Source organism: Gemmatirosa kalamazoonensis (genome assembly GCF_000522985.1).
Lineage (GTDB): Bacteria > Gemmatimonadota > Gemmatimonadetes > Gemmatimonadales > Gemmatimonadaceae > Gemmatirosa > Gemmatirosa kalamazoonensis.
The window spans coordinates 56,979-78,699 of record NZ_CP007129.1; the positions used below are offsets into that span (position 1 = coordinate 56,979).

32 protein-coding genes are annotated in these 21,721 nt (G+C 69.8%); 11 read left to right on the forward strand and 21 right to left on the reverse strand.

All coding sequences use genetic code 11. The features are described from left to right. The 13 genes from J421_RS23260 to J421_RS23315 form a co-directional block, all read right to left on the reverse strand. The gene (locus J421_RS23260) at positions 1-327 is read right to left on the reverse strand and encodes a hypothetical protein (protein WP_025413513.1); all 327 of its coding nucleotides are present in this window, start codon (positions 325-327) and stop codon (positions 1-3) included. 4 nt (positions 328-331) lie between these two features. Further along, positions 332-799 carry a hypothetical protein gene (locus J421_RS23265; RefSeq protein ID WP_148306491.1) on the reverse strand — a complete coding sequence of 156 codons (468 nt, stop codon included), beginning with the start codon at positions 797-799 and terminating at the stop codon, positions 332-334. Then, positions 796-1,857, reverse strand: coding sequence for a DUF5131 family protein (locus J421_RS23270; protein WP_025413515.1), 1,062 nt, complete (start codon positions 1,855-1,857; stop codon positions 796-798). Before J421_RS23270 ends, J421_RS23265 begins: the two co-directional genes overlap by 4 nt. Before the next feature lie 24 nt (positions 1,858-1,881). Then, positions 1,882-2,523 carry a hypothetical protein gene (locus J421_RS23275; RefSeq protein WP_148306492.1) on the reverse strand — a complete coding sequence of 214 codons (642 nt, stop codon included), beginning with the start codon at positions 2,521-2,523 and terminating at the stop codon, positions 1,882-1,884. Between the two features lie 12 nt (positions 2,524-2,535). Continuing rightward, positions 2,536-3,030, reverse strand: coding sequence for a hypothetical protein (locus J421_RS23280; protein WP_025413517.1), 495 nt, complete (start codon positions 3,028-3,030; stop codon positions 2,536-2,538). 22 nt (positions 3,031-3,052) lie between these two features. Continuing rightward, positions 3,053-4,327 carry a phage recombination protein Bet gene (gene bet, locus J421_RS23285; RefSeq protein WP_104023207.1) on the reverse strand — a complete coding sequence of 425 codons (1,275 nt, stop codon included), beginning with the start codon at positions 4,325-4,327 and terminating at the stop codon, positions 3,053-3,055. Further along, positions 4,324-4,479: a hypothetical protein gene (locus J421_RS33025; protein ID WP_158508879.1), complete on the reverse strand. Its 156-nt coding sequence runs from the start codon at positions 4,477-4,479 to the stop codon at positions 4,324-4,326. The genes bet and J421_RS33025 overlap by 4 nt, the downstream gene beginning before the upstream one ends. Further along, positions 4,472-4,660, reverse strand: a complete 189-nt coding sequence (locus J421_RS23290) for a hypothetical protein (protein ID WP_025413519.1) — start codon at positions 4,658-4,660, stop codon at positions 4,472-4,474. The genes J421_RS33025 and J421_RS23290 overlap by 8 nt, the downstream gene beginning before the upstream one ends. A 40-nt stretch (positions 4,661-4,700) precedes the next feature. After that, positions 4,701-4,901, reverse strand: a complete 201-nt coding sequence (locus J421_RS23295; protein WP_104023208.1) for a zinc finger domain-containing protein — start codon at positions 4,899-4,901, stop codon at positions 4,701-4,703. A gap of 2 nt (positions 4,902-4,903) precedes the next feature. After that, a complete protein-coding gene (locus J421_RS23300) occupies positions 4,904-5,248 on the reverse strand; it encodes a hypothetical protein (protein ID WP_148306493.1) in 345 nt (114 codons plus the stop codon). Continuing rightward, positions 5,248-5,517: a hypothetical protein gene (locus J421_RS23305; RefSeq protein ID WP_148306494.1), complete on the reverse strand. Its 270-nt coding sequence runs from the start codon at positions 5,515-5,517 to the stop codon at positions 5,248-5,250. The genes J421_RS23300 and J421_RS23305 overlap by 1 nt, the downstream gene beginning before the upstream one ends. A 155-nt stretch (positions 5,518-5,672) precedes the next feature. Beyond that, a complete protein-coding gene (locus J421_RS23310) occupies positions 5,673-6,020 on the reverse strand; it encodes a hypothetical protein (protein WP_148306495.1) in 348 nt (115 codons plus the stop codon). Positions 6,021-6,180: 160 nt separating this feature from the next. Next, on the reverse strand, positions 6,181-6,384 hold the full coding sequence (locus tag J421_RS23315; RefSeq protein WP_025413523.1) for a hypothetical protein: 204 nt from the start codon (positions 6,382-6,384) through the stop codon (positions 6,181-6,183). Between the two features lie 62 nt (positions 6,385-6,446). Here J421_RS23315 and J421_RS23320 point away from each other — a divergent pair, with 62 nt between their 5' ends. Then, positions 6,447-6,821, forward strand: a complete 375-nt coding sequence (locus tag J421_RS23320) for a helix-turn-helix domain-containing protein (protein WP_104023209.1) — start codon at positions 6,447-6,449, stop codon at positions 6,819-6,821. On the opposite strand, the gene J421_RS23325 is transcribed toward J421_RS23320, so the two are convergent. Beyond that, positions 6,818-7,183: a hypothetical protein gene (locus tag J421_RS23325; RefSeq protein WP_148306496.1), complete on the reverse strand. Its 366-nt coding sequence runs from the start codon at positions 7,181-7,183 to the stop codon at positions 6,818-6,820. The two genes, J421_RS23320 and J421_RS23325, sit on opposite strands and share 4 nt — an antisense overlap. A 216-nt stretch (positions 7,184-7,399) precedes the next feature. Between J421_RS23325 and J421_RS23330 the strand changes: the two genes are divergently transcribed. The 10 genes from J421_RS23330 to J421_RS23375 all read left to right on the forward strand — a co-directional run bounded on the left by J421_RS23330 (position 7,400) and on the right by J421_RS23375 (position 14,559). Beyond that, positions 7,400-7,906 (forward strand): zinc ribbon domain-containing protein, encoded by a 507-nt coding sequence (locus tag J421_RS23330; protein ID WP_025413526.1) that lies wholly within the window; start codon positions 7,400-7,402, stop codon positions 7,904-7,906. Then, the gene (locus J421_RS32275; protein ID WP_148306497.1) at positions 7,906-8,535 is read left to right on the forward strand and encodes a hypothetical protein; all 630 of its coding nucleotides are present in this window, start codon (positions 7,906-7,908) and stop codon (positions 8,533-8,535) included. Before J421_RS23330 ends, J421_RS32275 begins: the two co-directional genes overlap by 1 nt. 5 nt (positions 8,536-8,540) lie before the next feature. Then, the gene (locus J421_RS23345; RefSeq protein WP_158508880.1) at positions 8,541-8,936 is read left to right on the forward strand and encodes an STAS domain-containing protein; all 396 of its coding nucleotides are present in this window, start codon (positions 8,541-8,543) and stop codon (positions 8,934-8,936) included. After that, positions 8,933-9,265, forward strand: coding sequence for a hypothetical protein (locus J421_RS23350; RefSeq protein WP_025413530.1), 333 nt, complete (start codon positions 8,933-8,935; stop codon positions 9,263-9,265). Before J421_RS23345 ends, J421_RS23350 begins: the two co-directional genes overlap by 4 nt. A gap of 494 nt (positions 9,266-9,759) precedes the next feature. Then, positions 9,760-10,638, forward strand: a complete 879-nt coding sequence (locus tag J421_RS23355; protein WP_148306498.1) for a hypothetical protein — start codon at positions 9,760-9,762, stop codon at positions 10,636-10,638. Continuing rightward, positions 10,635-11,162, forward strand: a complete 528-nt coding sequence (locus tag J421_RS23360; protein ID WP_025413532.1) for a hypothetical protein — start codon at positions 10,635-10,637, stop codon at positions 11,160-11,162. Before J421_RS23355 ends, J421_RS23360 begins: the two co-directional genes overlap by 4 nt. Further along, positions 11,159-13,207, forward strand: coding sequence for a hypothetical protein (locus J421_RS23365; RefSeq protein WP_025413533.1), 2,049 nt, complete (start codon positions 11,159-11,161; stop codon positions 13,205-13,207). Before J421_RS23360 ends, J421_RS23365 begins: the two co-directional genes overlap by 4 nt. 224 nt (positions 13,208-13,431) lie before the next feature. Further along, the gene (locus J421_RS33030; protein WP_158508881.1) at positions 13,432-13,602 is read left to right on the forward strand and encodes a hypothetical protein; all 171 of its coding nucleotides are present in this window, start codon (positions 13,432-13,434) and stop codon (positions 13,600-13,602) included. 53 nt (positions 13,603-13,655) lie between these two features. After that, entirely contained in the window at positions 13,656-14,087 is a 432-nt protein-coding gene (locus J421_RS34530) for a BrnT family toxin (protein ID WP_312845248.1), read from the forward strand. A gap of 37 nt (positions 14,088-14,124) precedes the next feature. Then, on the forward strand, positions 14,125-14,559 hold the full coding sequence (locus J421_RS23375; RefSeq protein WP_025413535.1) for a BrnA antitoxin family protein: 435 nt from the start codon (positions 14,125-14,127) through the stop codon (positions 14,557-14,559). On the opposite strand, the gene J421_RS23380 is transcribed toward J421_RS23375, so the two are convergent. The 7 genes from J421_RS23380 to J421_RS23410 all read right to left on the reverse strand — a co-directional run bounded on the left by J421_RS23380 (position 14,560) and on the right by J421_RS23410 (position 21,719). Further along, a complete protein-coding gene (locus J421_RS23380; protein ID WP_025413536.1) occupies positions 14,560-14,898 on the reverse strand; it encodes a hypothetical protein in 339 nt (112 codons plus the stop codon). Between the two features lie 66 nt (positions 14,899-14,964). Continuing rightward, positions 14,965-18,147, reverse strand: a complete 3,183-nt coding sequence (locus J421_RS23385; protein WP_025413537.1) for a hypothetical protein — start codon at positions 18,145-18,147, stop codon at positions 14,965-14,967. A 76-nt stretch (positions 18,148-18,223) separates the two neighbouring features. Beyond that, on the reverse strand, positions 18,224-18,631 hold the full coding sequence (locus tag J421_RS23390) for a hypothetical protein (protein WP_025413538.1): 408 nt from the start codon (positions 18,629-18,631) through the stop codon (positions 18,224-18,226). A gap of 46 nt (positions 18,632-18,677) precedes the next feature. After that, complete coding sequence (locus tag J421_RS23395) at positions 18,678-20,375, reverse strand: hypothetical protein (protein WP_025413539.1); 1,698 nt, start codon at positions 20,373-20,375, stop codon at positions 18,678-18,680. A 57-nt stretch (positions 20,376-20,432) separates the two neighbouring features. Then, the gene (locus J421_RS23400) at positions 20,433-20,717 is read right to left on the reverse strand and encodes a hypothetical protein (protein ID WP_148306499.1); all 285 of its coding nucleotides are present in this window, start codon (positions 20,715-20,717) and stop codon (positions 20,433-20,435) included. Further along, positions 20,710-21,312: a TIGR02594 family protein gene (locus J421_RS23405; protein ID WP_104023210.1), complete on the reverse strand. Its 603-nt coding sequence runs from the start codon at positions 21,310-21,312 to the stop codon at positions 20,710-20,712. Before J421_RS23405 ends, J421_RS23400 begins: the two co-directional genes overlap by 8 nt. Further along, the gene (locus J421_RS23410; protein WP_148306500.1) at positions 21,312-21,719 is read right to left on the reverse strand and encodes a DUF1353 domain-containing protein; all 408 of its coding nucleotides are present in this window, start codon (positions 21,717-21,719) and stop codon (positions 21,312-21,314) included. The genes J421_RS23405 and J421_RS23410 overlap by 1 nt, the downstream gene beginning before the upstream one ends. Positions 21,720-21,721 lie beyond the last annotated feature (2 nt).

Below are 21,721 nucleotides of genomic sequence, written 5' to 3' on the forward strand. Positions count from 1 at the left end.
TTAGGCGACCTCCGCGCGCGCCGCTTCGCACGCGCCGCACTGGCAGCAGGCACCGTCGGCGACGTAGGGCGCGGCGCGTCGCGCCTCGATGAACTCCGAGAGGAACACCGCGCGCACGTTGTTCCGCCGATGCTCCACGGTGAGTCGGCGCACGTGCGCTTCGCACGCCGGCACGTGGTCCTCGTTGTCGCGCCCCGCGACCACGTGCGTCACCGGCTCGCCGCACAGCACCGGCCTGGGACCGTGCTCGTCGACGATCCACGCGACAACGGCCTCACACCCGTGCCGCGGCGTCGCCGGCGTCAGGTCGATCGGGCGCTCAGGCACCGTCTCAGAGCGGAAGGTCATCGTCACCGTTGTCTCCGAAGTCGGGCACGAAGTCACGCGACGCCACGCGCTGGCGGTACGCCTCCCACTCGGCGTCGGTCCGATCACGCCGCTCCAAGTACTCCGCGCGCAGGCGCGTGGCGGCCGCATCGGCGCGGTCCGCGCCCAGGAAGTGCCGCGCCGTGCGCTGCACGCGCGCGAGGTCGTGGTTCCACTGCTGGGCGAACTCCATCGCCTCGACCGCGCTGGAGGCGTCGCGCGCGAGCGCGTCGGCCTCCATCAGCGTGGGCTGGGTGTGGCGGTACGCATCGCAGTCGCGGCAGACGGCGAGCTCGTGACGCACGAGCGGGCCCGCCACGTCGACACGGAGGTACGCGGCCTCGCGCGAGCCGAGGCCGTAGGCGATATGCGCGTTGCAGCGCGCGCACTCGGTGAGCACGCGGACGGTGCCACCGGGTCGACGGCGTGTCATACACCCACCGCCACCGGCGAAGCCGGCATCTCGTCCCATGTACGGCCGTCGAGCTCTCGACCCGCGCGCACCTTCCCGAGGCGGAACATCATGCGAGCGTGCCCGCATGTCGGATCGGTCACGTACTGGTGCGCAGCGTTGTGCGCGATCGCCGCCTCGAGCACGCGCGGGTCAGCGTCGTCGGCGATCCACTCGCCCCACTGTTTGAAGAAGAATGGGACACCCGCGCAGGCACACTGGTCCCGCAGCGCGCGCGCCCATGCCGGGTGCATCGGGCGCGCACGCGGCCCACTCTCGCCGCCGACGATGACCCAGTCCACGCCGGCGTCGGTCCACTGGTGCAGCCCGTGCCGGTCGCGCGCGTCGAAGGTGATGAACGACTGATCGGCGACGTACTTCCGCACCGCACCCAGGTCGACCGGGCCTAACAGCGGCTCCATGGAGAGGAATCGCACCGCCGCCGGCGTGTCGAGCAGCAGGTGGATCCGCGCATCGGCCGCCGCCTGGTCTTCCACCGAGACGCCGAGCCACACGTTCGGCAGCGCGCCGCGCGCGAAGCGCTCTGCTACGGCGTTCACCTGGGCAAGCGAGAACGCTTGCCCGAGGAACGTGCCTGTGAGCAGCTCAGCCGCACCGAGCTGTGATCCGTAGCGTTCGCGCAGAGTCGCGCACCAGGTCTGCATGCGCGCGGGCCGCTTCGTGAGCACCTGGAAGACGTGGCGCTCGGCGAGCGCCATGACGGCGAAGATCGCCGCGAGCTGCTCGTCGGTGACCCCGTCGTGGAAGAGGTCGGACATGCTGTTCACGAACACGCGCCGCGGCCGCTGCCAGCGCAGCGGATCCGCGAGGTGCTCCGGGATGAACCGCACCTCACCCGTCCAGCGCGCCTCACCGCTTGATGTGCGCCGAGCAAGGCCCTCGTACGGCTGCCCCGCGCCGCTGAACCGAGCCGCGACGGTCTCCGCGTAGCAGTGGCGGCAGCCCTCGGACACGCGCGAACACCCGCGGATTGGATTCCACGTCGCGTCGGTCCACTCGATCCCCGTGCGATCACCCATGCGTCGGCCTCGCTGTTTCGTGGCTCATGCCGCGGACTGGTCCCGATACGCCTTCAGCTGCTTCTTCCACGGGCTGTGCTCCGGGTGGTACTTCGGCGGCCGCCCAGGCGGCTTCCAGGCGATCGGCTCGCCGCACTTGGCGCACACCGGCGCCGGCCGCACCGGGTGCAGCCGGTAGTAGCGCTCGAGCGCCTGCCGCCGCTTCTTCTCGGCGCGCTCGGGCCGCGCGTTGGCGCGCATGTAGCCGGCGACGTAGCCCGGCGTCCGCTTCAGGTGGTAGCGCCGGCGGTGACGCTTTCGCGCCTCGGGATGCGCGGCCTCCCATTCCTTGCGCCGCGCCTTCCGCCGCTCACGGAACGCCCGGTCCGTGCGCCACCGCTTCCGCCACTGCGCGTTCTTGCGCTTCCGGATCTCCGGGTCCTCCTCCGAGCGACGTCGCGACGTCGCGCGCGCGGCCGCGGCGCACTCGGCGCAGCGAATCGCCCTGCCGATCGCGCCGTACACTGGGCGGGGGCAGTCGCGGCACAGCCCAGCGAGGCGCCGCTCGCACCGCGGGCAGCGTGTGACGACCGCGCCACCCGGCTGGACGTCGTGCTCGAGCAGTCCCCCGCAGAACCGGAACGTGCACTTCGCCATCTGCAGCCCCTTCGCGGCAACGCCAGGCATCGTCGGAGACCGTTAGGCGTAGAGGGACTGCGCCGCCGACAGCGCGATGGTCTCCGGGTCTGTGCCGCGCGCGTGAAAGCCGGCCGCGTACGCGTGCTCGGCGACGCGCGTCGCGTAGGCGGCGACGCGCTTCGCGAGCGCCTTGCTCAGGTTCTCCTCGCGCGACTGCAGCGCGTCCTCCTGCCGGTCCTGTGGGGCGCGCACGATCAGCATGCCGCGGACGGTGCCCGCGAGCGCGGCCGCAATCGCGTCCTCCACCGTCTCCGTCGTCGCCAGCTCGAGCTCCTGCTGCTGGGCGAACTGCGGCAGGATGAACGTGCGGATGGCCGCCGCGTCGTCGTCGATCGTGCGCGCGGCATTCCGGTAGCCGTCGTCCTTCAGCTGCTTCGCGCGCTTGGCGAGCGCCTCGGCGCGCTGCTCGAGCGCCTGCACGACGATCGTGTGGTCGTGCGGCGTGCGCAGGATGACGCTGGAACCCGACGCGGTTGCGGCGAACGCAGTAGCCATGGGTCTCGGTCCTCGCTGGTGGTCAGAACGGGATGTCGTCGTCGGCCTTCGCGGCCCTTCGCTCGAGTGCGTCCTCGACGCGGCCGCCGGCGGGCATGTCGACGCGCGCGGCCGTACTCGGCTTCGGCGGCTCCTGGACGCCGAGGTCCTGCTGCTTCGCGTACGCGGGCACGTCACCGCGCGCGCGGCGTGCCTCGAGCTCCTCGCTCACGATCTCGATCCACTTCTCCGAGCCGCCCTTGCGCGACGCCTCGAGTGCGTCAGTGAGTTCGCTCCAGGTGCAGTCGCCGACCTGGCGGCCGCGCAGCTGCTCGAGCGGGAAGTTCTTCGGGAACTTCTTCTCGCCGCGCTTCACGTCGGCCGACTTCGGCGGCCACTCGCCGGGCCAGTACTTCCCGTCGCAGCTGCGGTCCTTGCATTTGAAGTCCGGCGCGCGCGGGTTCGTCTTCGTCTCGCGATTGTCCCACATGCCACCGCTGCACTTCGGGCACGTCGGCGCCGGCGGCTCGTTCGGATCGCCCGCGCTCGCCGACGCGGCGGCCGCGGTGTCCTCGCTCGCGGGCGCCGCGTTCGACGCCTGGCCCATCTCGTCCGGCGTGTACACGCCCGAGAGCTCGTTCGGGAACGCCTTCCGCAGCGCGAGCGCCTCGGCGCACTTCGCGAGCTGCTCGGGCCCCATGCGCTCCCACATCGACACGAGCCCTCCATCGCGCCTCTTCTGCGCGTACGCGTCGAACCGGGCGATGCCCAGGAGCGGCTCCTTGAACGCGCGGCGGTGCACGCCCACGCGCGCGGCGTACGGCTGCTCGGCGGGGAACGGCCACACCTCGAACCACCGTACGACGGGGTCTCCGCCGGTGACGTCGAAGTCGTACAGCTTGCCCCACTGCGGCGGCGTCTGCCCCTCGTACTCGCCGGTGCGCTCGGCGACGAGGCGGAAGCCGTCGATCGACACCTCGGCGCGGCCCGTCTCGACCCAGCGGCCGTCCTCCTGCGTCTTCCGCTTGATGAAGTAGATCTGCCGCGCGAACGGGTCGAGGCGGAGCCGCTTGCACGTGAACAGGAAGAGCTGCAGCTCGTCGTCGGTCGCGCCCTTCGCGATCGTGCGCTTGATCAGCTCGATCTGCTCGCGCGTGAAGTGCAGCCCCTCGACGGTCGGCGGTGCGGGCTCCGACTCCGGCGCCTGCTGCTCGCGCTCCGCGCCCTTCGACACGTGCACGAGCGGCGCAGCCTGAGGGAGGTCGACAACAGGACCGGTCTGGGCGCGGTCCTGCACTTCGGGGGCGGGCGCGGTCATCCGAGGTGGCTCCGATCCTTGAGGGTCTCGAGACGGCGCGCGCCGCTCGCGCGGCGGCGGAGCCACCGCACCAGCGCGCGCGCGCCGAGGAACAGCGCGGCGCCGATCGCGCCGCTCCCGGCGCCGGCGAGGAACGTCGCGACGTTAGGCATCGGTCGCCTCCTGCCGGACTGCCGGCGCCACGCGCTTGGTGCGACGTGACGAGCCATCGCGCCGATGTGTGTTCAGATTCACGCGCGACGAACCGACCAGAGCATCCGAGGCGCACATCGCCTGGAAGGCCGGCTTGAGCGAGTCGATGAGCGCGAGGGTGGCCGGCGTCGGCGGGATCATCGGCGCGCGCTTCCCACCGCGTGTCGGGATCGGGAGCGGACTAGCCATGCGCCGCGGCCTCCCCGCGCTCGGGCGCGCGCTCCGCAGCGATCACGCGCGGGATGTGTGGAAGCGTGACGTTGCCCAGGCACGAGACGCACGGCTCGCCGGGGGCCTTGTGGCAACGGGGGCAAGGGACGGCGAGCGCCGGATGATGCTCCCAGCGCTCGATGAGATCGCGGGTCCGTTTGTCGAGGCGCATGGTCACGCCTCCGGTGCGCGCGCGAGCGTCCACGCGCGGCAGCGCGCGGCTTCCCACTCGGCCCACCGCTCGAGCGTCGCGATCACGGCCGCGCGCTGGTCGCCGCGGTGCCGCGCGTAGTCGGCGTCCTGCTCGACGATCTTCTCGGCCGCGGTCGCCGACGTCGCCGCACTCGACTCGAGGAGGCGCAGGATCGCGTCGCGCTTCACGAGCGCGCGCCGATCCTCGAGCGCCATCTCGTGCGCGCGCGCCTCGCCGAGTCGCCGAGCGGCGTCGTGCAGCTGCGCGATCGCGCGGTCCAGGTCCGACGCGATCGGTGACATCGTTGCGCCCAAGGCGGTGGCCATCACGCGGCCTCCGTCTCGGCGGCGCCGCGCGCTGCGTCCTCGCGCTCCTCGCGCTCCACGGCGTCGAGCGCCTTGCGCCACATCACGAGCCGGATCTGCAGCGCGGCCTCCGTGATGTTCGGCGTGAGCGGCGCACCGCCCTTCGCGACGCGCCGGTCGCTCTCGGCCTCGCGCAGCCCGCCGAGCCGCCCGAGCTCCTTCGCCATGTCGGCGATCTCGCGCTCGAGCTCCTCGCGCGTGAGCCCCGCCGGGACGTTCAGGTCCATCATCGGCGCCGTCGGGACGCCACCGTATCGCAGACTCGGACGCATCGTTGCGGTTCAGTGCGGGGTGAGTATCTTCCCCGTCGGGACGCCCATCCCATGGCGGGGCCTCTGGTCTCGTCCTTCGCGCCCTCCGGCCCTCACGCCGGGGGGCGTCGTCGTTAGGCGGCCTCCGTCACCGCGTCGAACGTCAGGTCCACGGCGCGCAGGACCGCGGCGACCAGGTGCTGCTTCACGCGCTCGCGCTGCGCGCCGCCGCTTGCGATGTCTTCGAGCGCGTTAGGCAGCTTGCCGGCGGGGCGCACGCGGCCGCGCGCGATGTCGTCGATGCGCTCGGAGGGGCGGCGCGGCAGGCCGGCCACGCTGAGCACGAGGGCGCCGCGCAGCTCGCGGTCGACGCGCTCACGGATCGTCAGGCGCCGCCGGGCAGGCGCCGGGGGGTGGGGCGGGGGATCGTCGCTGGTGGCGCGCGCGGGCGCGCCGTCGGTCGTGGGAAGGAGCCCATCCATCGTCTGCCTCTGCGGCGTGTGCCGCGACATCGGATCCGGAGATTCCGGCTCGCCCCGGTGCGGAGCCGGCCCTACCCTCGCGCTCATGTCCCTCACGACCTGCGCGCGAGCACCACCACGTCCGGGCCGGCCGCGTCGTCGGCCCCGCGACGCGTGGGCCCTACGCCACCTGCGGTGGCAGGTGGTCGGCGATGAACGCCTCGATGAGGCGCGAGAGCCGCGCGCTTTCGCGCTGCCCCGACAGGACGAAGTAGAGGTGCCCGTACGAGATGCCCTGCTTCTGGGCCCAGCTCTCCATCGTCTCGCCGGCAAGCTTCAGCGCCGCTTCGAAGCGTCGCTTGCGCTCATCTGATGCGCTCGGCATAGTCGGCTATCGCTCCTCACACGTAAGGTTCACTTACGGTAGGATCATATATCGGATGCGATATGCTGTCAAGCGGATCCGATGGTCGTCGTATCGCACTCGACAGGATGCCAGACACGCCACCGACGCTCGGGGCCCGGCTCAAGCAGGCGCGCCGGCAGAAGGCCGCCAGGGAGGGGCGTGACTACACGCAGGCAGCGCTCGCGCAGGACGCGAGCGTGGCACCCGTCAGCGTCTCCCGGTACGAGTCGAACGTGCAGGAGCCGTCGCTGGAGCTGATTCAGCGGATGGCGGCCGTCCTCGGCGTGTCGCCTGGCTGGCTCGCGTTCGGCGACGAGGATGACGTGCCCAACGACCGTCGGGCACCTACGAGCATGTTCAAGACGCGTGAGCAGCTCGAGGCGGAGGAACGCGAACAGAAGGACCGCGGCGCCTAACGGTTGTCGAGCTCTCGGAAATGCGGCATCGGCGGGAGCATGCCGCGACGCTTCCGCCGGTTGTTGAGCAGCTCCTGCACGCGCGTCATGTAGTCCCGCGGATCCACCGGCGATGGCGCCGGCGGCTGCGGTCGGTCCGGAACGAGTTTCAGCTGCGGCACCGGATGCTTCAGGTCCAGCCACGCCTCGAGCGCGCCCATCGCCCGCCCCAGTGGCCACTCTGGTGGCACCGGGCGCTGCGCGCGCAGTGCGCCGGTGTGGTCGATCGCGAGCAGCACGAGCCGCCCGCGCACCGTGTACGGCGCCACGAAGACGCCGCGCTGCAACAACTCTGTTGTCCGTCCGCCTTCGACTCGCAGCATCAGCTTCGGGTTACGTTCGGGGGTGCGCTATATGGCACCCGACGCGGACACCCGCAACCGTGCGGCCGAGCAAGCCTAACGCTTCCACATCTCCACATCGCTCGGTGTTGCGTCGATGCAACACCGGCGGCCGTACCCGGGCGGATGCACGACCCGGCAATGCCGCCGGTTGCCCGCGCCTAACGGCGTCCCCCACCTGCTGAAGGTCGCCGCATCATGTTCCTCCTATTCATCTTCGCCGTCGCCTGCGGCATCGCCGGCTACCTGCTGCTCGAGCCGATGGACAACGGCGGCGCAGGCGCCGCGCTCGGGTTTCTACTCGGCCCGATCGGGATCCTTATCGCGTGGATCATGCGAATGAACGCGCAGCGCGAGCTCGAGGCACAGCGCGTTCGACACGACCGTCACCACCGCGAGAGCGATTCCCGAGCGACGGCCGTCGTCCCGAGCGCGATGACACGCGACACGAAGGTCTGCCCCGACTGCGCGGAGACCATCAAGGCCGACGCCCGCATCTGCCGGTTCTGCCGTCGGGAGTTCAGCGTGGAGGAGATCGCGGCCGCGAAAGCGCCGCGCGAAGTCGCGCGCGCGAAAGGACCGCCGCGCGAGCCGAAGCCCTGCGAGGTGTGCGGCACCCCCGTGGCTTGGGCGGACCAGCGCATCGGCGGTCCTGTCCAGTGTCCGGAGCACCGCGGTGCGCCGGCGCGCCGGTCCTTCCGCTGATGCGGGATCTCAAGTGGTGTGCGGTGTCTCTTCTGATCGTCGGAGCGGCGGCCTGCAAGGGAGCTGACCGCGGCCCGGACCGTCAGAAGGTCACCGCGGCGCAGCCCGTAGACACCAATCCACCAGGGACGCGATGGACGATCGACAGCACCGTCGACGAGCTGACACGCGCGGTGTCGTATGAACTGAACGCGCGACCGGTCGAATCGTCGGAGCCCCACGGTTCCATCACCAGCACGGTCGACATCCGGTGGCGGTGCGGGCCGCGCGATCCGGTGGCTTCCGCCGGCGCCGCGTTCGACATGGCACTCCTCGACTCGCCTAACGTGACCGTGCAGCCGGGCGGGCGGCCCGCGCGATATGAGACGTGGCGACGTTCGGGCCGGTTCATCGTCGCTGACCCGCCGTTGGCCGATTCGTTGGTCGTTGACCTCCACGTCACCGACACGACGATCGTGCGATTTGAGGCGTTGGGCCGGCCGGCCTACGTCCACCTGCCGGCGCGCGGCTTTCCCGAAGCATGGCGCGACTGGGTCGCGCGCTGTGACAGGGGAGGTACCGTCCGGAAGATTGTGCTGCCCAGGATCGGTCGGGCCGTGAGCCGCGTCCAGCAGGCGGCTTCGCGATGAGCGCGATGCCCACACTCCAGGCGCCGGAGGAGTTCACGAAGCCGGCGACCAAGCGGTTCGTCGACGAAGCGCGCGTGGCGCTCGACGAGCACCACGCCGGCGTGCGGATCGACTTCACCCACGTCGTGTCCGTCGGCGCCGCTGGCGGCCTCGCCCTGCTCGCGCTGCACGAGTACGCCGCCCAGTTAGGCGGTGACGTCCTCCTCGTAAACGTGCCGGACGATCTCGCGGACGAGCTAGCCGCCGCGGGTGTAGACCGCGCGTGTTACGTGCGCCGCGCCGACGCACGCGCTACTGCGTCGCGACGAGCGCGCGCGAACCAGCGGGCCGGCCGTACCGAGGAGGGCGACGGGGCAAGCGCACGAGGGGGCTACATCCGCTTGGTGCGAGAGACCGAGTGAACGCTGAGGGCAAACCCCTGTACTTCACCGATCGCGACGGCACGCGGTGGCGCGTGTACGACCAGGTGCGGCACGAGTCGACTGCGGATGTCTGGCCCCCGGGCCCGGCGACCTTCACGTACCACGATCCGCCGCATCCCGCGGCGTGGATCCGCGTCTTCGTGCGCGAGGATCGCGTGCGGCGTATCGCGAGCATCGTGTGGCCTGCCGAGCGGGCCGTCGATGACGTGATGCTCGCGGAGCAACTCGCCGGCGCGTTCTGGGACACCTCGCACGCGCGCGGGCCCGTCGCGATCGAGGCGACCGGTGGCGGGATGACACCGACGTGATGTGCTCTGCGGAGAGCGACGGCGCCGGGCACGTCGGCGGATGACCTTCACCGCGAGGACCGATGAAACGCGAATGCATCGGTGGGACGTTCCACGGACAAGTCTTCGATGTTCGAGACGGGATTACTGAGGTGCGCATCCCCCTACCAAAGAAGCCCGGCAAGGCCGAGCGGTACACCCCTGGCCATGACGATGCCGGGCGCGCGCTGCTCGTGTATGAGGAGGAAGTTGACCACCCATTGGCGTGACACCCCCGCGATGCATGGCGTTCGAGGTTCACGTGTGCAACAACGCGCGATCAGTTTGCCTCAGTGCCCCCGCGCGCTGAAGCGTGACGCTCTAGCGTCGCACGCAGATTCACGACGAACCTGCGAGCGCTGTGGGCGCATCGGGCCCCTGGGAGAGGTGACGCGGAGCATGCAGCGTCCGTGAGCGCCGCCATAAGCTCATACGCCCGTGTCTGGACCGGTGCGGAATGGGAGGAGCACATCAACATGCTGCTCGCCATCCGCTACGCGGCCGGAGACTACGTGCGAGTACCTGCAAAGCATGGGGGGGACTGCGGAATCGAGGGCTACTCGATTCCGGACGGACGGGCGTATCAGTGCTACGCGCCGGAAACACCGCTCCCGACGACCCAACTCTACGAACACCAGCGACGGAAGATGGCGACCGATGTGAAGAAGTTCATCGCCAATCGGGAGCGGTTGCTGGCCGTCCTCGGGACAACTCGTATTCGTCGCTGGCTCCTCGTTGTGCCCGAGCATCGCAGCATACGCCTCAACGAGTACGCCGTCCGCAAGACCGAGGAGGTCCGCGCCGCAGGCCTGCCCTACGTCACGGATGACTTTCATGTTGTCGTCGTAACAGACGACGACTTCGCCCTCGAGCGAAACAAGCTCTACGAACAGCCAAGTGGCCTCGTTCGTCTCCCCGAAGTCCTCATCGACGGCGAGGTACTGGACCTCTTCGCCGCGAAGAATGCAGCGGCCATGGAGCACCTCGAGCGAAAGGTGAAGTCCATCGTGCCTCGTGATCTGTCAGCGCGCGCTGAGGTCGTCCAACAGCTGCTCGAGGCATACGTGATCGGCACAGCGTTGTTACAGCGGCTACACGACCTTTCCCCAGCGTTACACGAACAACTACTCAGTGTCGCTGCACGCGCGGCGAAGGAAATCCGTCTGAAATCCCGGATTACGACCGTTCCAGCCTCGGAACTTGTCCAACAAACCATCGGCACGCTCAAGGTGCAGATCCTTCGTGCAGCGCCGAGCCTTGAGCTGCATGCCGACGATCTCACGATGCAGATTGTTGCCGACTGGCTTATGCGCTGCCCGCTGGACTTTTCCGTCACATCGATGCCCGTCTCATGAGCGTCCTGGACACCACGCCCACGCCGACGCCTAACTATCTCCTTGCTGCGTTAAGGAAGTCGGCATCGGTCGTCTCGTTCACGGCCCGCCCGATACCTTTGCACGCCGACTACCGGCCAATCTGGCGCGTCCCGCTTCTCGCGATAACGATCCGCCTGTGTTGTCACGCGAGCAGGACAAGTCTAACGCGACTCCACATACTCAACTGGGCGGTGCGAACGCCGTCAGCGCGACGCGAGCTCCTCGCCCTGCTCGACGGCAAGAAACGTCCGCAGGACGTCATCGTTCGCACAGAGCCGACGCTGAACTTTGTGGTTGATCTTGCTCTGGGCGAGAAGGTGGTGTCGTTCCCACGTGGCGACCGGGTCGCGTTGACGGAGCGAGGGATCGCGCTTGCCGATGAAGTAATTCAAACGGAAGACTGCTTCGAGGTCGAAAAGGCATTCTTCGCGGCCCTCGGAAAGCAACTCACCGAAGAGTGGGTGGGCGAGCTCGTGAAGGTAAGCTTTCAGGACCGTTCATGATCATCACGCGACTTCGCCTTCGCGCGTACACCGCCATCGGTGAGGTTGGTGTTACAATCCCCTTCTCGAAGGGCTTGGTGCTCCTGCGCGCGGAGGGCGCTGGCGGCAAGTCGAACTGCTTGCTCGCGATCTTGTACGCGCTGGGTCTCGACGGCATGCTCGGGCCGAGTAAGGCAGTACCGCTTAAGCACGCGATGACGGACTTCGTCGATGTTGACGGCGAAGAGGTGCCAGTGATCTCGTCGGAAGTCATGCTCGAGATCCAGGACGCTGCTGGCCGATTCATTACCGTGCTACGGTCGGTGAAGGGCAATCGCTCCCGTGACCTAGTAACGGTCTGGGAGGGTGAACATCTTGAGGATACCGAATCCGCTAGCGTGCCCTCGCGCGATTTCTTTGTGCGCGTGCCCGGTGCGGTGACCAACGCGGCTGGGTTCCATCAGTATCTGGCGTCCTTCTTCGGCTGGAAGCTGCCGGGTGTGCTGACGTACGGCGGCGAGACAGTCCCGCTCTACATGGAGAGCATCTTCCCGCTCCTCTTTGTCGAGCAGGTACGAGGCTGGAGTGCCATCGAGGGGATTTATCCTACCCACTTCCGCATTCGCGACCCAGGAACCCGCGCGGTCGAGTTCATCCTTGCCCTCGGCATCCGCGACCTTGCGGCACGCCGAGCGCTGCTCGAGCGAGACATGGAGAGCGTACGGGTGTCTTGGACACAGTCAGCACGGCAGGTGGATGCGGTTGCCCGAAACCTGGGTGCTGTTGTGCATGGCCTACCCAATGCGCCGGTCGCAGAGTGGCCAACATCCGCACCACCACGCTTGCTGGTCTCCGCCGGGGAGAATTGGGAGCCCATCGATGCGTTGATCGCTACCCTTGAGTCCGAGCTCGCCGAGAAGTCTCGAGAGCCGGCTCGTACGACGGCAGAGGTGGCCCCACAGCTGGAGGCGGACCTTCGCGAGGCCGAACGACGGGTCCGAACGGTTGAGGCGTGGCTCTCGGGCGTGTTCAATGATATCGAGCTGCTTGAACTGGAGATAACGCGGACCGAGGAGCGCATTCGGGCGCTCGCGGATGATCTAACACGCAACAAGGACGCGCTTCGCCTCAAGAAGCTCGGGTCTACGCGGGCACTCGCAATCACATCGGACCGATGCCCGACGTGTCATCAGAGCGTCGAGCTGGCTCTGCTTCCCGAAGTTCGCGCCGCTGAAGCAAGCCCGATGACGCTCGAGGACAATGTGAGGTACCTCGAGGATCAGCGCGACATGTTCCAACTCGTCCTGGCGCAGACGCAGGACTCGCTCAGTGCGAAGCTCCGCCAGTCAACCGCTGGCGGCGAGGAGCTTGCCAGAGCACGGGCGACGGTCCGTGATCTCCGCGCGGCGCTAGTCGCACATCCGCTAACGACCTCGAAGGAGTCGGTCGCCGAGATCGTGCGCCTAGAGGCGAGGATCGATGCGTTGAAGCGCGGTGTCCGGCTCGCGCAGGAGTACACGAACGAGTTCACGGTGCTTGCCGAACGCTGGGCAGACCTCCAAGCACGGCTGGCAGAATTGCCGGAGGACTCTATATCGGCGGAAGATGCAGCGAAGCTCGGTGCCCTGCAGAGTTCCTTCACGGAGCAACTCGTCGAGTACGGGCTCACGTCGGTTGAGCCGCACGCGATCGTTATCCCAAGAGACTCACTGCGTCCGGAGTACAAGGGTTTCGACCTGCAATTCGACCTCGCTGGGAGCGACGCAACGCGGGCGACTTGGGCCTACCGGAACGCATTTCTGGAGGTGGCTCGCACCCACGCGACGAATCACCCGGGATTTCTCATCATCGATGAACCGCAGCAGCAACACCCGAGTCTGGAATCATTCGGGGCTCTGCTGCGGCGGGTCTCCCGGAGTGAAAGGCACGATCAGCAGGTGATTATCTCGACGAACGAGAAGGTCAGCGACTTAAGAGCGTTGCTCGAGGGGCATTCATACACGTTGCTTGACTACGGAGATGAACGGATGATGCGGCTTGTCTCTCGGACGGAGCGACCGGTGTGACGATCGCGTGACGCACCGAACGTAAATCGGGGCTCCCTCACCAGGAGCCCCGATTGTTTACACCGAACCTTACAGATTGCGAGCTCGCGGAGCTGCTCGTCGCGGTGTGACGAACGGGGCCCAGCTCTCGGAATACCGCAGCGGTCTCGCGGCGACGCGCGTAGGTGGGGGGCGGTCGATCTTCCTGACGACGCGCGCCGTTGTCGAGCAGCCGGAGGGACGGGATGGGCGCGTGGCTCAGCGCGATCGCGGAATGGCTCGAGGACGTCGTCATCTACGCGCTCGTCGTGGTCGCGGCGATTCCCACCTACCTGCTGACGATGCGTCGGCGCCGGAGCCGGCCGGAGGACGAGGACGACGAGCCGCGGCCGCCGCGGCGTCCCCCACCGCGATGACGCACGTGTGACGCACGAACGCGAGATTGGGCGCCCCCAACCCGGAGGCGCCCATGTCGCATCTCACCGATCGCGAGCTCGCCGAGCTGCTCGCGGCGATCGCGGGCGACGAGCCGCTGAGCCGCGCCGAGCTGCGTGGCCTCGCGCTCGAGGTGATGCGGCTGCGTCGCACCCTTGCGGAGTGTATATACACGACGTATATTCACCCCATGACGACGCGCTTCGAGTGGGACGACGCCAAGGCCTCGGCCAACCTCGTGAAGCACGGGATCGATTTCGCCGACGCGGTGCTTGCGTTCGCCGATCCGCAGTTCGTGAGCGTGGAGACCACAAAGCCGGAGCACGGCGAGCGTCGGTGGCTCGGATTCGGTCGCGTGGACGGCCGGCTGCTCGCGGTGGCGTACACGATCCGCAGCGACGCGACCCGGATCATCTCGGCGCGCAAAGCCATTCGCCGCGAGCAGCGCAAGTACGGCGCGCAGTGACTACCGCACGACCGCAGTGACTACAGCCCTGGTAACGATGCCTCGTAACGATAAGACGCCCGGCCGCGGCCGGGGGAAGCCGCGCGCGGGCCGCGCGGCGCAGACGGGCGGCGCGAAGGCGCCGGCGCCCACGAAGACGACCAGCATGACGCTCGAGGAGGTGCGCGCGCGCGCCGCGCTGCCGCCTAACGCGCCCGGCGCGCGCGGGCGTACGGACTGGGCCCGCGTCGACGCGATGACGGACGACGATGTCGAGCGGCAGATCGCCGAGGATCCGGATGCGCCGCCGCTACTCGACGACGCCTCGTGGGCGGCGGCGGTGGCAGAGCGAGATCGGAAGCAGGCGATCTCGCTCCGCGTCGACGCCGACGTCCTCGCGTGGTTCCGCGCGCAGGGCGCGGGCTACCAGTCGCGCATGAACGCCGTCCTGCGCACGTACATGCACCACCAGCAGCGCGCAACCGGCGGCTGACTAGGCGACCGCCTCGAGCGGCGGCTCGTCGTAGACGAGGCGCGCCCACCACTTCTGGACCCGCGGGGTGCCGTCGGCGGCGGTGACGCTCATCGTCACGCGGACGGGCGTGCCCTCGGCCGGCGCGGTGATCGATGGGACGAGCACCTGGGCGGCGCCGGTGCCGTCGGTCACGCCGCTGGCCGAGGCGAGCGGCGCCCCGCTGGCGTCGGCCACCGTGACCGTGACCGTGGCGCCCACGGCCGCCCCCTGGGTCCGGTTGTCGATCACGTCGTACTCCTCGAGCTGCGCGCTGCCGAGCGGCCACGTGTGGGGGATGATCGCGGGAGCCTGAGACATGGGAGGGGGAGCGAGAGGAGGACCGAGGCGTCAGCGCCGCGATCAGCGCCGCGATCAGCGCCGCGGTCAGCGCTGCGAGCGGCGGATGACATCGAGGACGGGCGCGCTGCGCGCGGCGAAGCGAAGCGGGGTGCTGAACGGGATCACGAGAATGGCGGTACCGCGCCCGGTGATGGCGGGGCGCGCCGCGAGCGAGCCGCCGCCCGATACGCGGACCGCGCCGACGCCGGCTACGCGCGCCACGCCGGCCACGCCGGCCAACGCACCACTACCCGAGACGGCGACTGCGCCGGCGCCGGCGAGGCGCACGTTGGAGACGAGCGTTCCGCCCCCCGTGGAGGTCGGCGCCCCCGCGACAGTGCCGCTGCCGGCGATCTTGGGGCTCGTCGTCACCACGCCGCCCCAGCTCGTCGCGCCAAGCACCTGGGGGTGCGCGTCGAACCAGTCCTTCGCGAAGTTGCCGAGCTTCGGGGCGGCCGACGAGTTGTAGTGCTGCACCGTCCCGTCGAAGTAGGTCGTATCGACGCACGCGTGGCCCGGCGCCTGGCGATCGATCTGCAGGAACGGGATGCCGTTCTCCCGCATCGCCTCGAAGTCGAGCAGGCCGGCCACGCCGGGCAGCGTGAGGAACGTCGTGCGCAGCCAGTCGTTCCACAGCTTCACGTTCACGCCCGTCTGATTGAGCGTGCCCGTTCCTGAGGGGCTGTAGAGGAGGTTGTAGTCGATCGAGGTCTGCCCGATCACCCGGAAGCCGAGCGCCACCGCCTTGGCAACGAACGCCGTAAACAGCGTCGTGACGGTGGGGATGTCGCCGGCTTGGTTGTAGAGGCTCGTGATCGGACTCAGGACGAATCCGGTCAGCAGGAGGTGCGGCCCGCCGCGGCGCGTATCGAGCTCCAGCGCCACGCGATGGTCCCACGTCGTATCGAAGTCGAGGAACCCGGCGCCGTTGTGCGCCGCCGACACCTTGTTGGGGTCCGTCTCCAGCCCGAGCGCGGCGAACGTCCCCGCGCCGCTGTTGCGATTCGCGCACGTCGAGAACCACCACCCGCTGCCGTTCGCGCCTGCCGTGTCGCCCACGTCGTCGACCGGCGCCGTGGTGCCGAACCCGCGGTCGTTGCTCGCGCCGATGTTGATGAACGTGCCCTTCTTGGAGAGGTCCGGCGCGGCGCCGAATTGCGCGGTCGCGAAGTCCTCGAAGGCGCTATCGAGCGCGCGGCTGCGCGTGGCCGAGCAGACGCCGACCCACAGGAGCGTCATGTCGGCGTAGGTCGTGCCCCAGCGCCCGAGCGCGAGCGCGAGCGACGCACTCGGCGCCACGGGGAGCCGGTGGCGCTTCACGCCCTGGCGGCCGCGCACGTGCAGCTGGTAGACGTGCGGCCCGCCCAGCGACGTGCTCACGTTCTGCTCGCGCCCCGCGATGATCGCGCGCGGCGTCGCGCCGGCCGCACTCACGCTGTCGAGCGTCACGAGGTTCGTCGTGCCCGCCGACCCGGCGTTCGCCTGCAGCCCGTAGTTGCCGCCTGCCGTCGTGGTGAGGTTGCAGTACGGCAGCGAGGTCGTGAGCGTCGGGTCGGGCGAGAGCGAGACGAGGTGCGCGCCGCTCGACGGCGACTTCACCACGGCGAAGATGTGCAGCGCGCTCGTCGCCGCGAGGTTGATCGCCGCGTCCACCGCCGCGATCATGTGGTCCTGGCGCGCCGCGCTGAACACGATCCCGTTGGCGGTCCACAGCGGCTGAGTTCCCGCCGTCGCCTGCGCGAGCGTGTTGAGGAACCCGCCGCCCGCGCCGCGCACGTCGTCCCACGCGGAGACGCGATCGGTGCCGTCCTTCGTCACGTTCTCCCGGCTGTCGGCGACGGCGAGCCACACCGCGTCGCCACCGGTCGCCGCGATGAACGCGTCGTTGTCGTAGCGCGCGGCCGTGTGGACGATGATCGTGCGGCTCGCCGTGCCCGTGGCGCCGAGCGAGTCCGTCGCGGTCAGCGTGATCGTGTGCGTCCCGACCGAGAGGGTGGGCGCGATACTCGTGCCGGTGCCTAACGCGCCGTCGATCGAGGAAGTCCACGCGAGGGAGGCGCCGGTCAGCGTGCCGTCCTCGGCGTCGGTGCCCGTGCCGGTGATCGTCACCGCGCTCCCCGCCCGCACGATGGTCCCCGAAGCCGGCGACGTGATCGCCGCCGTCGGACTGCTGTTGCCGCCGTCCGGCGTGTAAGCACCGACCGAGTAGAACGCGCCGTCAGTGAAGTTCCGCCGCACCGCTCGGCGCTCGTCGGTCGAGCGCGCCGTCTTGTAGATGCGCACCTCGCGCAACCGGACAGCGGAGCCCAGGATCTGCGTGCGCGTCGTGCCGTTGATGCGCCGCACGCCGATCGAGATGTCCTGCGGCGCCGCCGAAATGCTGCCGCTCGTGGTGCCCGTCGTGACGGTGCCGTTCACGTCGAGGATGCGGCGCGCCGTCGTGACGGCGTTGAGCAGGTCGAACACCGCGGCGCCGTAGTTCACGCCGACCGCGAGCTGGCTGTTCGCACCCGTGACGGCGTTTGTCAGGTTCTGCGACCGCATGGCGTCGGTCGGCCGCACCTGGAGCTCGTAGGGAATCTCGTTCGCCGCGAACCCGCCGAGGTCCACGAGCGAGTAGGTCATCCCCGTGCTGATCGACGCCGTCGTCTCGAAGATCGCCTCGAGCGTGAGGACGTTCTTATCCGGCACCACGTCGGTCGAGCCGTCGTACTCGCCATAGCTCGCGCCGTCGCCCGCCCACTGGCCGTCGCCGCCCGAGTCGAGGCTCGCCGTGCCGGTGCCGGTGACCGTGAGGTTGCGACCGCCCGGCGACGAGTCGAGGCCGGCCCAGGTGCTGCCGTCCCGCATGTGGCAAACGAACGCGTAGACGCTCGAATCCCACGCCGCGCTGCTGCTGTAGTCCGTCGCCTGCCCCGCATCGCCGATCGCGACGACGAACGTCTGGGCCGTCGTCTTCGACACCGTGACGCCCGCGACGTAGAGCACCACCTCGCCGGCGACCGGGTCGAAGCGCGTGCGCTCGAACGTGAGCTGCGTGCTGAACACCCCGCCCGAGACGCTCGCGTACGGCACGATGTCGCGCCCATCGGCGCGGCAGAGCCCTCCGTTCGCCACGCTCGCGAGCTGCGCCGCCGAAAGGCGAACGCAGACCGTGAACGCGGTCACGTCGGCGGTGAGGCTCGCGTCGGCGGGGATGGTGACGGTGAAGTGGCCGGCGAATGCCATTACGAGAGAGCTCGAAGAGGAGGGAGAGCGTTAGGCCGCGCGTTAGGCGCGTGCGTTCGGCAGACAGCGCGCGCGATCAGGTGAGGTTGAGCGTCGAGATCGTGACGTTCTGGCCGACCGTGATGCTGGTGTTATCCAGCTCGATGTCGCCGCCGCCGGCGGTCAGCGTGATCGTGCCCTCGATCCGGTGCTGCGTTCCCACGGCGGCGCCGGTGTCGCCTGTCGCCTTGATGCGGAAGTGCCCCGCCGTGCCGGCCGCCACCGCGGCGGTCGTCGCCAGCGCGGCGTTGAGCGCCTTGACCGCGCCCGACGCGGCGGCCCACAGGTCGGCCGGCAGGGTGATCGAGACGAGGAGCGTGCCGGACGGCACCGCGCCCGGCCCCGGCGGCGCGCCCGTGCGGATCTCGAGCGTGCCGCCGTTGAACGTGGCGTCGATGCTGTCGAGCATCGTGTTCTTTGTGACCGTGTTGAAGACGGTAGCCATCGGAAGGGAGGGCGAGAGGTCGAGGAGGGGAGGGGTGCGTTAGGCGCTAGCGCGGCGCCTGCGCGATCGTGTTGAAGAGGTGCCAGAAGGCCTCGTCGAAGGCCTTGCCGCCGCGGAGCCACCAGTCGCGCGGCGTCTTCGCCGCGAGCCCCTCGAGCAGCGTGCGCACGCTCGGCGTGCGCTGGGCGTTCGAGGGCTGGCCGGTGGTCGCGGCCAGCCACGTCGCCGGCGCGAGCAGGAACGCGTTGAGGCCCGGCTCCGGGTTCGGCCGCGCGGGCGTCGTCGCGCCCTCGTCGGTGCCGCGGAGCGAGTGGTACTGGAACGAGCGCGTCAGCGGGTCGTACTCGCGCGCCCACAGGTCGTCGACGGCGCGCTGCACCGCGGCGAGGATCCGCGGGTCGGGACTCACCTCGTCGTAGTACCGCGTGAGCGCCTGGAGCAGCATGCCGACCATGTAGTTCGACTGGCCGCCCGAGTCCGCGCTCCAGGTGCTCGCGGAGTAGTACCGGCCGCCGAACTGCCCGTCCTTCCGCTGCGACGCGAGCAGGTTGCTCACCATCGCCGGCAGCGAGTCGGGCGTGAGGTACCGCCCGTAGTACACGAGGCTGGCGCCGGCGATCGTGTAGTAGCGCGCCGCGTCGGCGGGCTGCGCGAGCATCTCGAGGCGCGCGGCGTCGAGCGCCGCGGCGAGCGCGCGGGCGCGCATCCGGTCGTCGCCGTACGTGCCGCCCATCCAGCCGCTCATGCCCTTCCGCGTCATCCACGCCTGGATCTCGGCGGTCTTGCGCAGCTGGTAGCGCGTGCGGTCCGAGCCCGTCGCCCAGTAGTGAAGCGGCATGGACTCCGTCATCGTCCACCACGCGGGCGAGCCGCTGTTGACGGCGATGTACCGCGTGAGGTAGTCGTCCACCATCGCGGTCGCGTGGTACCAGAGCGTCGCGTCGCCCGTACGGAGCCACGCCTGGTACGCGATGTAGGCACGGTCGTAGCCGGCGGTGCGCCCGCAGTCCCACTTCGGACCGCAGCGCACCCACTCGGCCGCCTCGAGGCGGCGGTAGTCGCTCTCGAACTGGCGCACGATCGCGCTCGTGTCGCTGCCGGCGACGCTGAGCGGCCCGCCCCAGCTCGACGCGATGAGGTACCGCGGATCGGTCGGCAGCGCGGCGGCCGCCGGCACGGGCGAGGTGACCGCGACGCCGGGCCGCGGCAGCGCCGCGGTGTCGTACGGCGTGCCGATCACGAGCTGCGCGTCGACGGGCGCCCCGTCGGCGAGCGAATCGCTGAACTGCACGAGGACCGCGCGGAGCGAGCCGTCGGGGTGCCGGCCGAAGAGCGCGGTGAAGCTCGCCGCGCGCTCGACGCCGGCGACGACCACGTGCATGCTGTCGAGCGTCGCCGCGGTGGCGAGGCCGCGCACCAGCGGGATCCCGTTCGTGATCGTGAGCCGACCCGCGCCGCCATCGAACCGCTGCAGCGCGAGCGGCACCACGCGTAGTGTGTCGGTCATCGTGTCGCACCGCACGACGCGCGTCGTGTCGATGCGGAGCGTGGTCGTCGTGTCGACCCGCCGCACGTGCACGACGCGCGGCACGACGGAATCGAGGCTGCTCGAGGCGGGCTGCGCGCCCGCGTGCATCGCAACGGTTGCGACGCAGAGGAGGACCAGCATGCCGAGCGACCCGAGCAGCGTCAGGGCCTTGGCGACAGCGAGGAGCGCGCGGTGCGCTCGGTAGGACAACGACATCGGAGGGAGGGGAAGGAAGGAGGGTATTCGTCGCGAATCGCGCCTATAACACAGGCGTTATGTCGACTCGGCGCACCGGGGAGCGGTGAAGCCGATCTCGCGCGGCCGCGCTGGCGAACGCCGGCCGCCGTAGTCGAGGTCGTCCACGAACGGGACCGCGTGACCGCCGTGCACCGTGTCGACGCGCGGGCGTAGCTCCTCGTGCTCGTCGAGCGCCGCGCGCGCTTCGGCGACGAGCTCACGTCGGACGCGGACGCGGTCCTTCCACGCGCACTCGCGCTCGAGGCGGAACGCGCCGACGTCGACGATGACCATGACGCGGGGGGCGGGGGCGTTAGGCATGGCCGTCCGCCTGCGCGACCGCCACCATGTCACATGCGCGCGGCATCCGGACGCAGCGCACGCGGTACGCGGCGCGTGAGAAGCGCGACACCTTCACCTGGTCGGACTGGTTCCCGCCGAGGCACTCGACGTACTCCGGCGTGGCCTTGAGCAGGAACGCGACGTGATTGCCGGTCGGGCTGCCGGTCGCCGGATCCGGCGCCGCGTTCTTCCTGCAGAGCACCACGATCGCGCCGCGCTGCTCCTCGGTGAGGGCGACGCGGCCATACCGGAGCCAGCTCACCGCGGCCGCGCTCTTCGTGCGCTGGTAGCCCGCTTCGCGCATCACCCAGTTCACGAAGCTCGAGCACCAGGGGACCTCGTCGTGCGTGATCGTCAGCTCGACGGTCTTCCCGTACTCGAGGATCCGCGGGTTGTCCTGCCCGGGACCGGTGCCCGCGATCTCGTGCTGCCCGAGCTCCCGCGCGGCGATGTGCAGCCACGCGGGGTCGGTGCGGAACAGGGGGAACGGCGTCTGCGCCGGCTGCTGCGTCTGGAGCTGCGTCTGGAGCTGCGTCGCGATCGGCGTCGGCATCGGCATCGAGGTGGGAGACATCAGAGGGTCCTCCAGTGCGGGGCGCCGAAGTCGCGCACCGCGAGATGCGCCGCCTCGGCGATCACGGGGGCGACGCCGACGTCGATCATCAGGTCGAGGAAGAGGTCATCCGCCTCCGCGCGGCTGTACCGGATGCGCGGGTCGCTCGGCACGACGCCGCCGGCGCCGTACAGCACGTCGTGCGGCAGCGCGGGCACGTCACCGATGTCATCGCGCGAGATGACCGACTGGCAGAGGTGCGGGATGGACGGCCCATCGAAGCGGACGCCGGCCGCGATCTTCCACACGCGCCCGTGCCGGCCGTCGTGCACCCACACGTCGTTGCGGAGGTCCACGAGCTTGCCCGTGCCGATCTCCTCGAACAGCGGCGCCGGCGCGATGAACGCGCGGGGATCCGTGAGGCGCATCG

Bases quoted from the DNA above. Each gene is read 5' to 3' on its own strand.
- J421_RS23280 (WP_025413517.1), bottom strand. From the start codon at position 3,030: ATGGCTACTGCGTTCGCCGCAACCGCGTCGGGTTCCAGCGTCATCCTG.
- J421_RS23395 (WP_025413539.1), bottom strand. From the start codon at position 20,375: ATGTCGTTGTCCTACCGAGCGCACCGCGCGCTCCTCGCTGTCGCCAAG.
- J421_RS23315 (WP_025413523.1), bottom strand. From the start codon at position 6,384: ATGCCGAGCGCATCAGATGAGCGCAAGCGACGCTTCGAAGCGGCGCTG.
- J421_RS23300 (WP_148306493.1), bottom strand. From the start codon at position 5,248: ATGGCCACCGCCTTGGGCGCAACGATGTCACCGATCGCGTCGGACCTG.
- J421_RS23270 (WP_025413515.1), bottom strand. From the start codon at position 1,857: ATGGGTGATCGCACGGGGATCGAGTGGACCGACGCGACGTGGAATCCA.
- J421_RS23320 (WP_104023209.1), top strand. From the start codon at position 6,447: ATGCTGTCAAGCGGATCCGATGGTCGTCGTATCGCACTCGACAGGATG.
- J421_RS23390 (WP_025413538.1), bottom strand. From the start codon at position 18,631: ATGGCTACCGTCTTCAACACGGTCACAAAGAACACGATGCTCGACAGC.
- J421_RS33030 (WP_158508881.1), top strand. From the start codon at position 13,432: ATGGGCGCGTGGCTCAGCGCGATCGCGGAATGGCTCGAGGACGTCGTC.
- J421_RS23310 (WP_148306495.1), bottom strand. From the start codon at position 6,020: ATGGATGGGCTCCTTCCCACGACCGACGGCGCGCCCGCGCGCGCCACC.
- J421_RS23355 (WP_148306498.1), top strand. From the start codon at position 9,760: ATGCTGCTCGCCATCCGCTACGCGGCCGGAGACTACGTGCGAGTACCT.
- J421_RS32275 (WP_148306497.1), top strand. From the start codon at position 7,906: ATGCGGGATCTCAAGTGGTGTGCGGTGTCTCTTCTGATCGTCGGAGCG.
- J421_RS23380 (WP_025413536.1), bottom strand. From the start codon at position 14,898: ATGTCTCAGGCTCCCGCGATCATCCCCCACACGTGGCCGCTCGGCAGC.
- J421_RS23375 (WP_025413535.1), top strand. From the start codon at position 14,125: ATGCCTCGTAACGATAAGACGCCCGGCCGCGGCCGGGGGAAGCCGCGC.
- J421_RS23330 (WP_025413526.1), top strand. From the start codon at position 7,400: ATGTTCCTCCTATTCATCTTCGCCGTCGCCTGCGGCATCGCCGGCTAC.
- J421_RS23275 (WP_148306492.1), bottom strand. From the start codon at position 2,523: ATGCCTGGCGTTGCCGCGAAGGGGCTGCAGATGGCGAAGTGCACGTTC.
- J421_RS23325 (WP_148306496.1), bottom strand. From the start codon at position 7,183: ATGCTGCGAGTCGAAGGCGGACGGACAACAGAGTTGTTGCAGCGCGGC.
- J421_RS23400 (WP_148306499.1), bottom strand. From the start codon at position 20,717: ATGCCTAACGCCCCCGCCCCCCGCGTCATGGTCATCGTCGACGTCGGC.
- J421_RS23385 (WP_025413537.1), bottom strand. From the start codon at position 18,147: ATGGCATTCGCCGGCCACTTCACCGTCACCATCCCCGCCGACGCGAGC.
- J421_RS23290 (WP_025413519.1), bottom strand. From the start codon at position 4,660: ATGATCCCGCCGACGCCGGCCACCCTCGCGCTCATCGACTCGCTCAAG.
- J421_RS33025 (WP_158508879.1), bottom strand. From the start codon at position 4,479: ATGCCTAACGTCGCGACGTTCCTCGCCGGCGCCGGGAGCGGCGCGATC.
- J421_RS23345 (WP_158508880.1), top strand. From the start codon at position 8,541: ATGCCCACACTCCAGGCGCCGGAGGAGTTCACGAAGCCGGCGACCAAG.
- J421_RS23360 (WP_025413532.1), top strand. From the start codon at position 10,635: ATGAGCGTCCTGGACACCACGCCCACGCCGACGCCTAACTATCTCCTT.
- bet (WP_104023207.1), bottom strand. From the start codon at position 4,327: ATGACCGCGCCCGCCCCCGAAGTGCAGGACCGCGCCCAGACCGGTCCT.
- J421_RS23365 (WP_025413533.1), top strand. From the start codon at position 11,159: ATGATCATCACGCGACTTCGCCTTCGCGCGTACACCGCCATCGGTGAG.
- J421_RS34530 (WP_312845248.1), top strand. From the start codon at position 13,656: ATGTCGCATCTCACCGATCGCGAGCTCGCCGAGCTGCTCGCGGCGATC.
- J421_RS23295 (WP_104023208.1), bottom strand. From the start codon at position 4,901: ATGCGCCTCGACAAACGGACCCGCGATCTCATCGAGCGCTGGGAGCAT.
- J421_RS23405 (WP_104023210.1), bottom strand. From the start codon at position 21,312: ATGTCTCCCACCTCGATGCCGATGCCGACGCCGATCGCGACGCAGCTC.
- J421_RS23410 (WP_148306500.1), bottom strand. From the start codon at position 21,719: ATGCGCCTCACGGATCCCCGCGCGTTCATCGCGCCGGCGCCGCTGTTC.
- J421_RS23265 (WP_148306491.1), bottom strand. From the start codon at position 799: ATGACACGCCGTCGACCCGGTGGCACCGTCCGCGTGCTCACCGAGTGC.
- J421_RS23305 (WP_148306494.1), bottom strand. From the start codon at position 5,517: ATGATGGACCTGAACGTCCCGGCGGGGCTCACGCGCGAGGAGCTCGAG.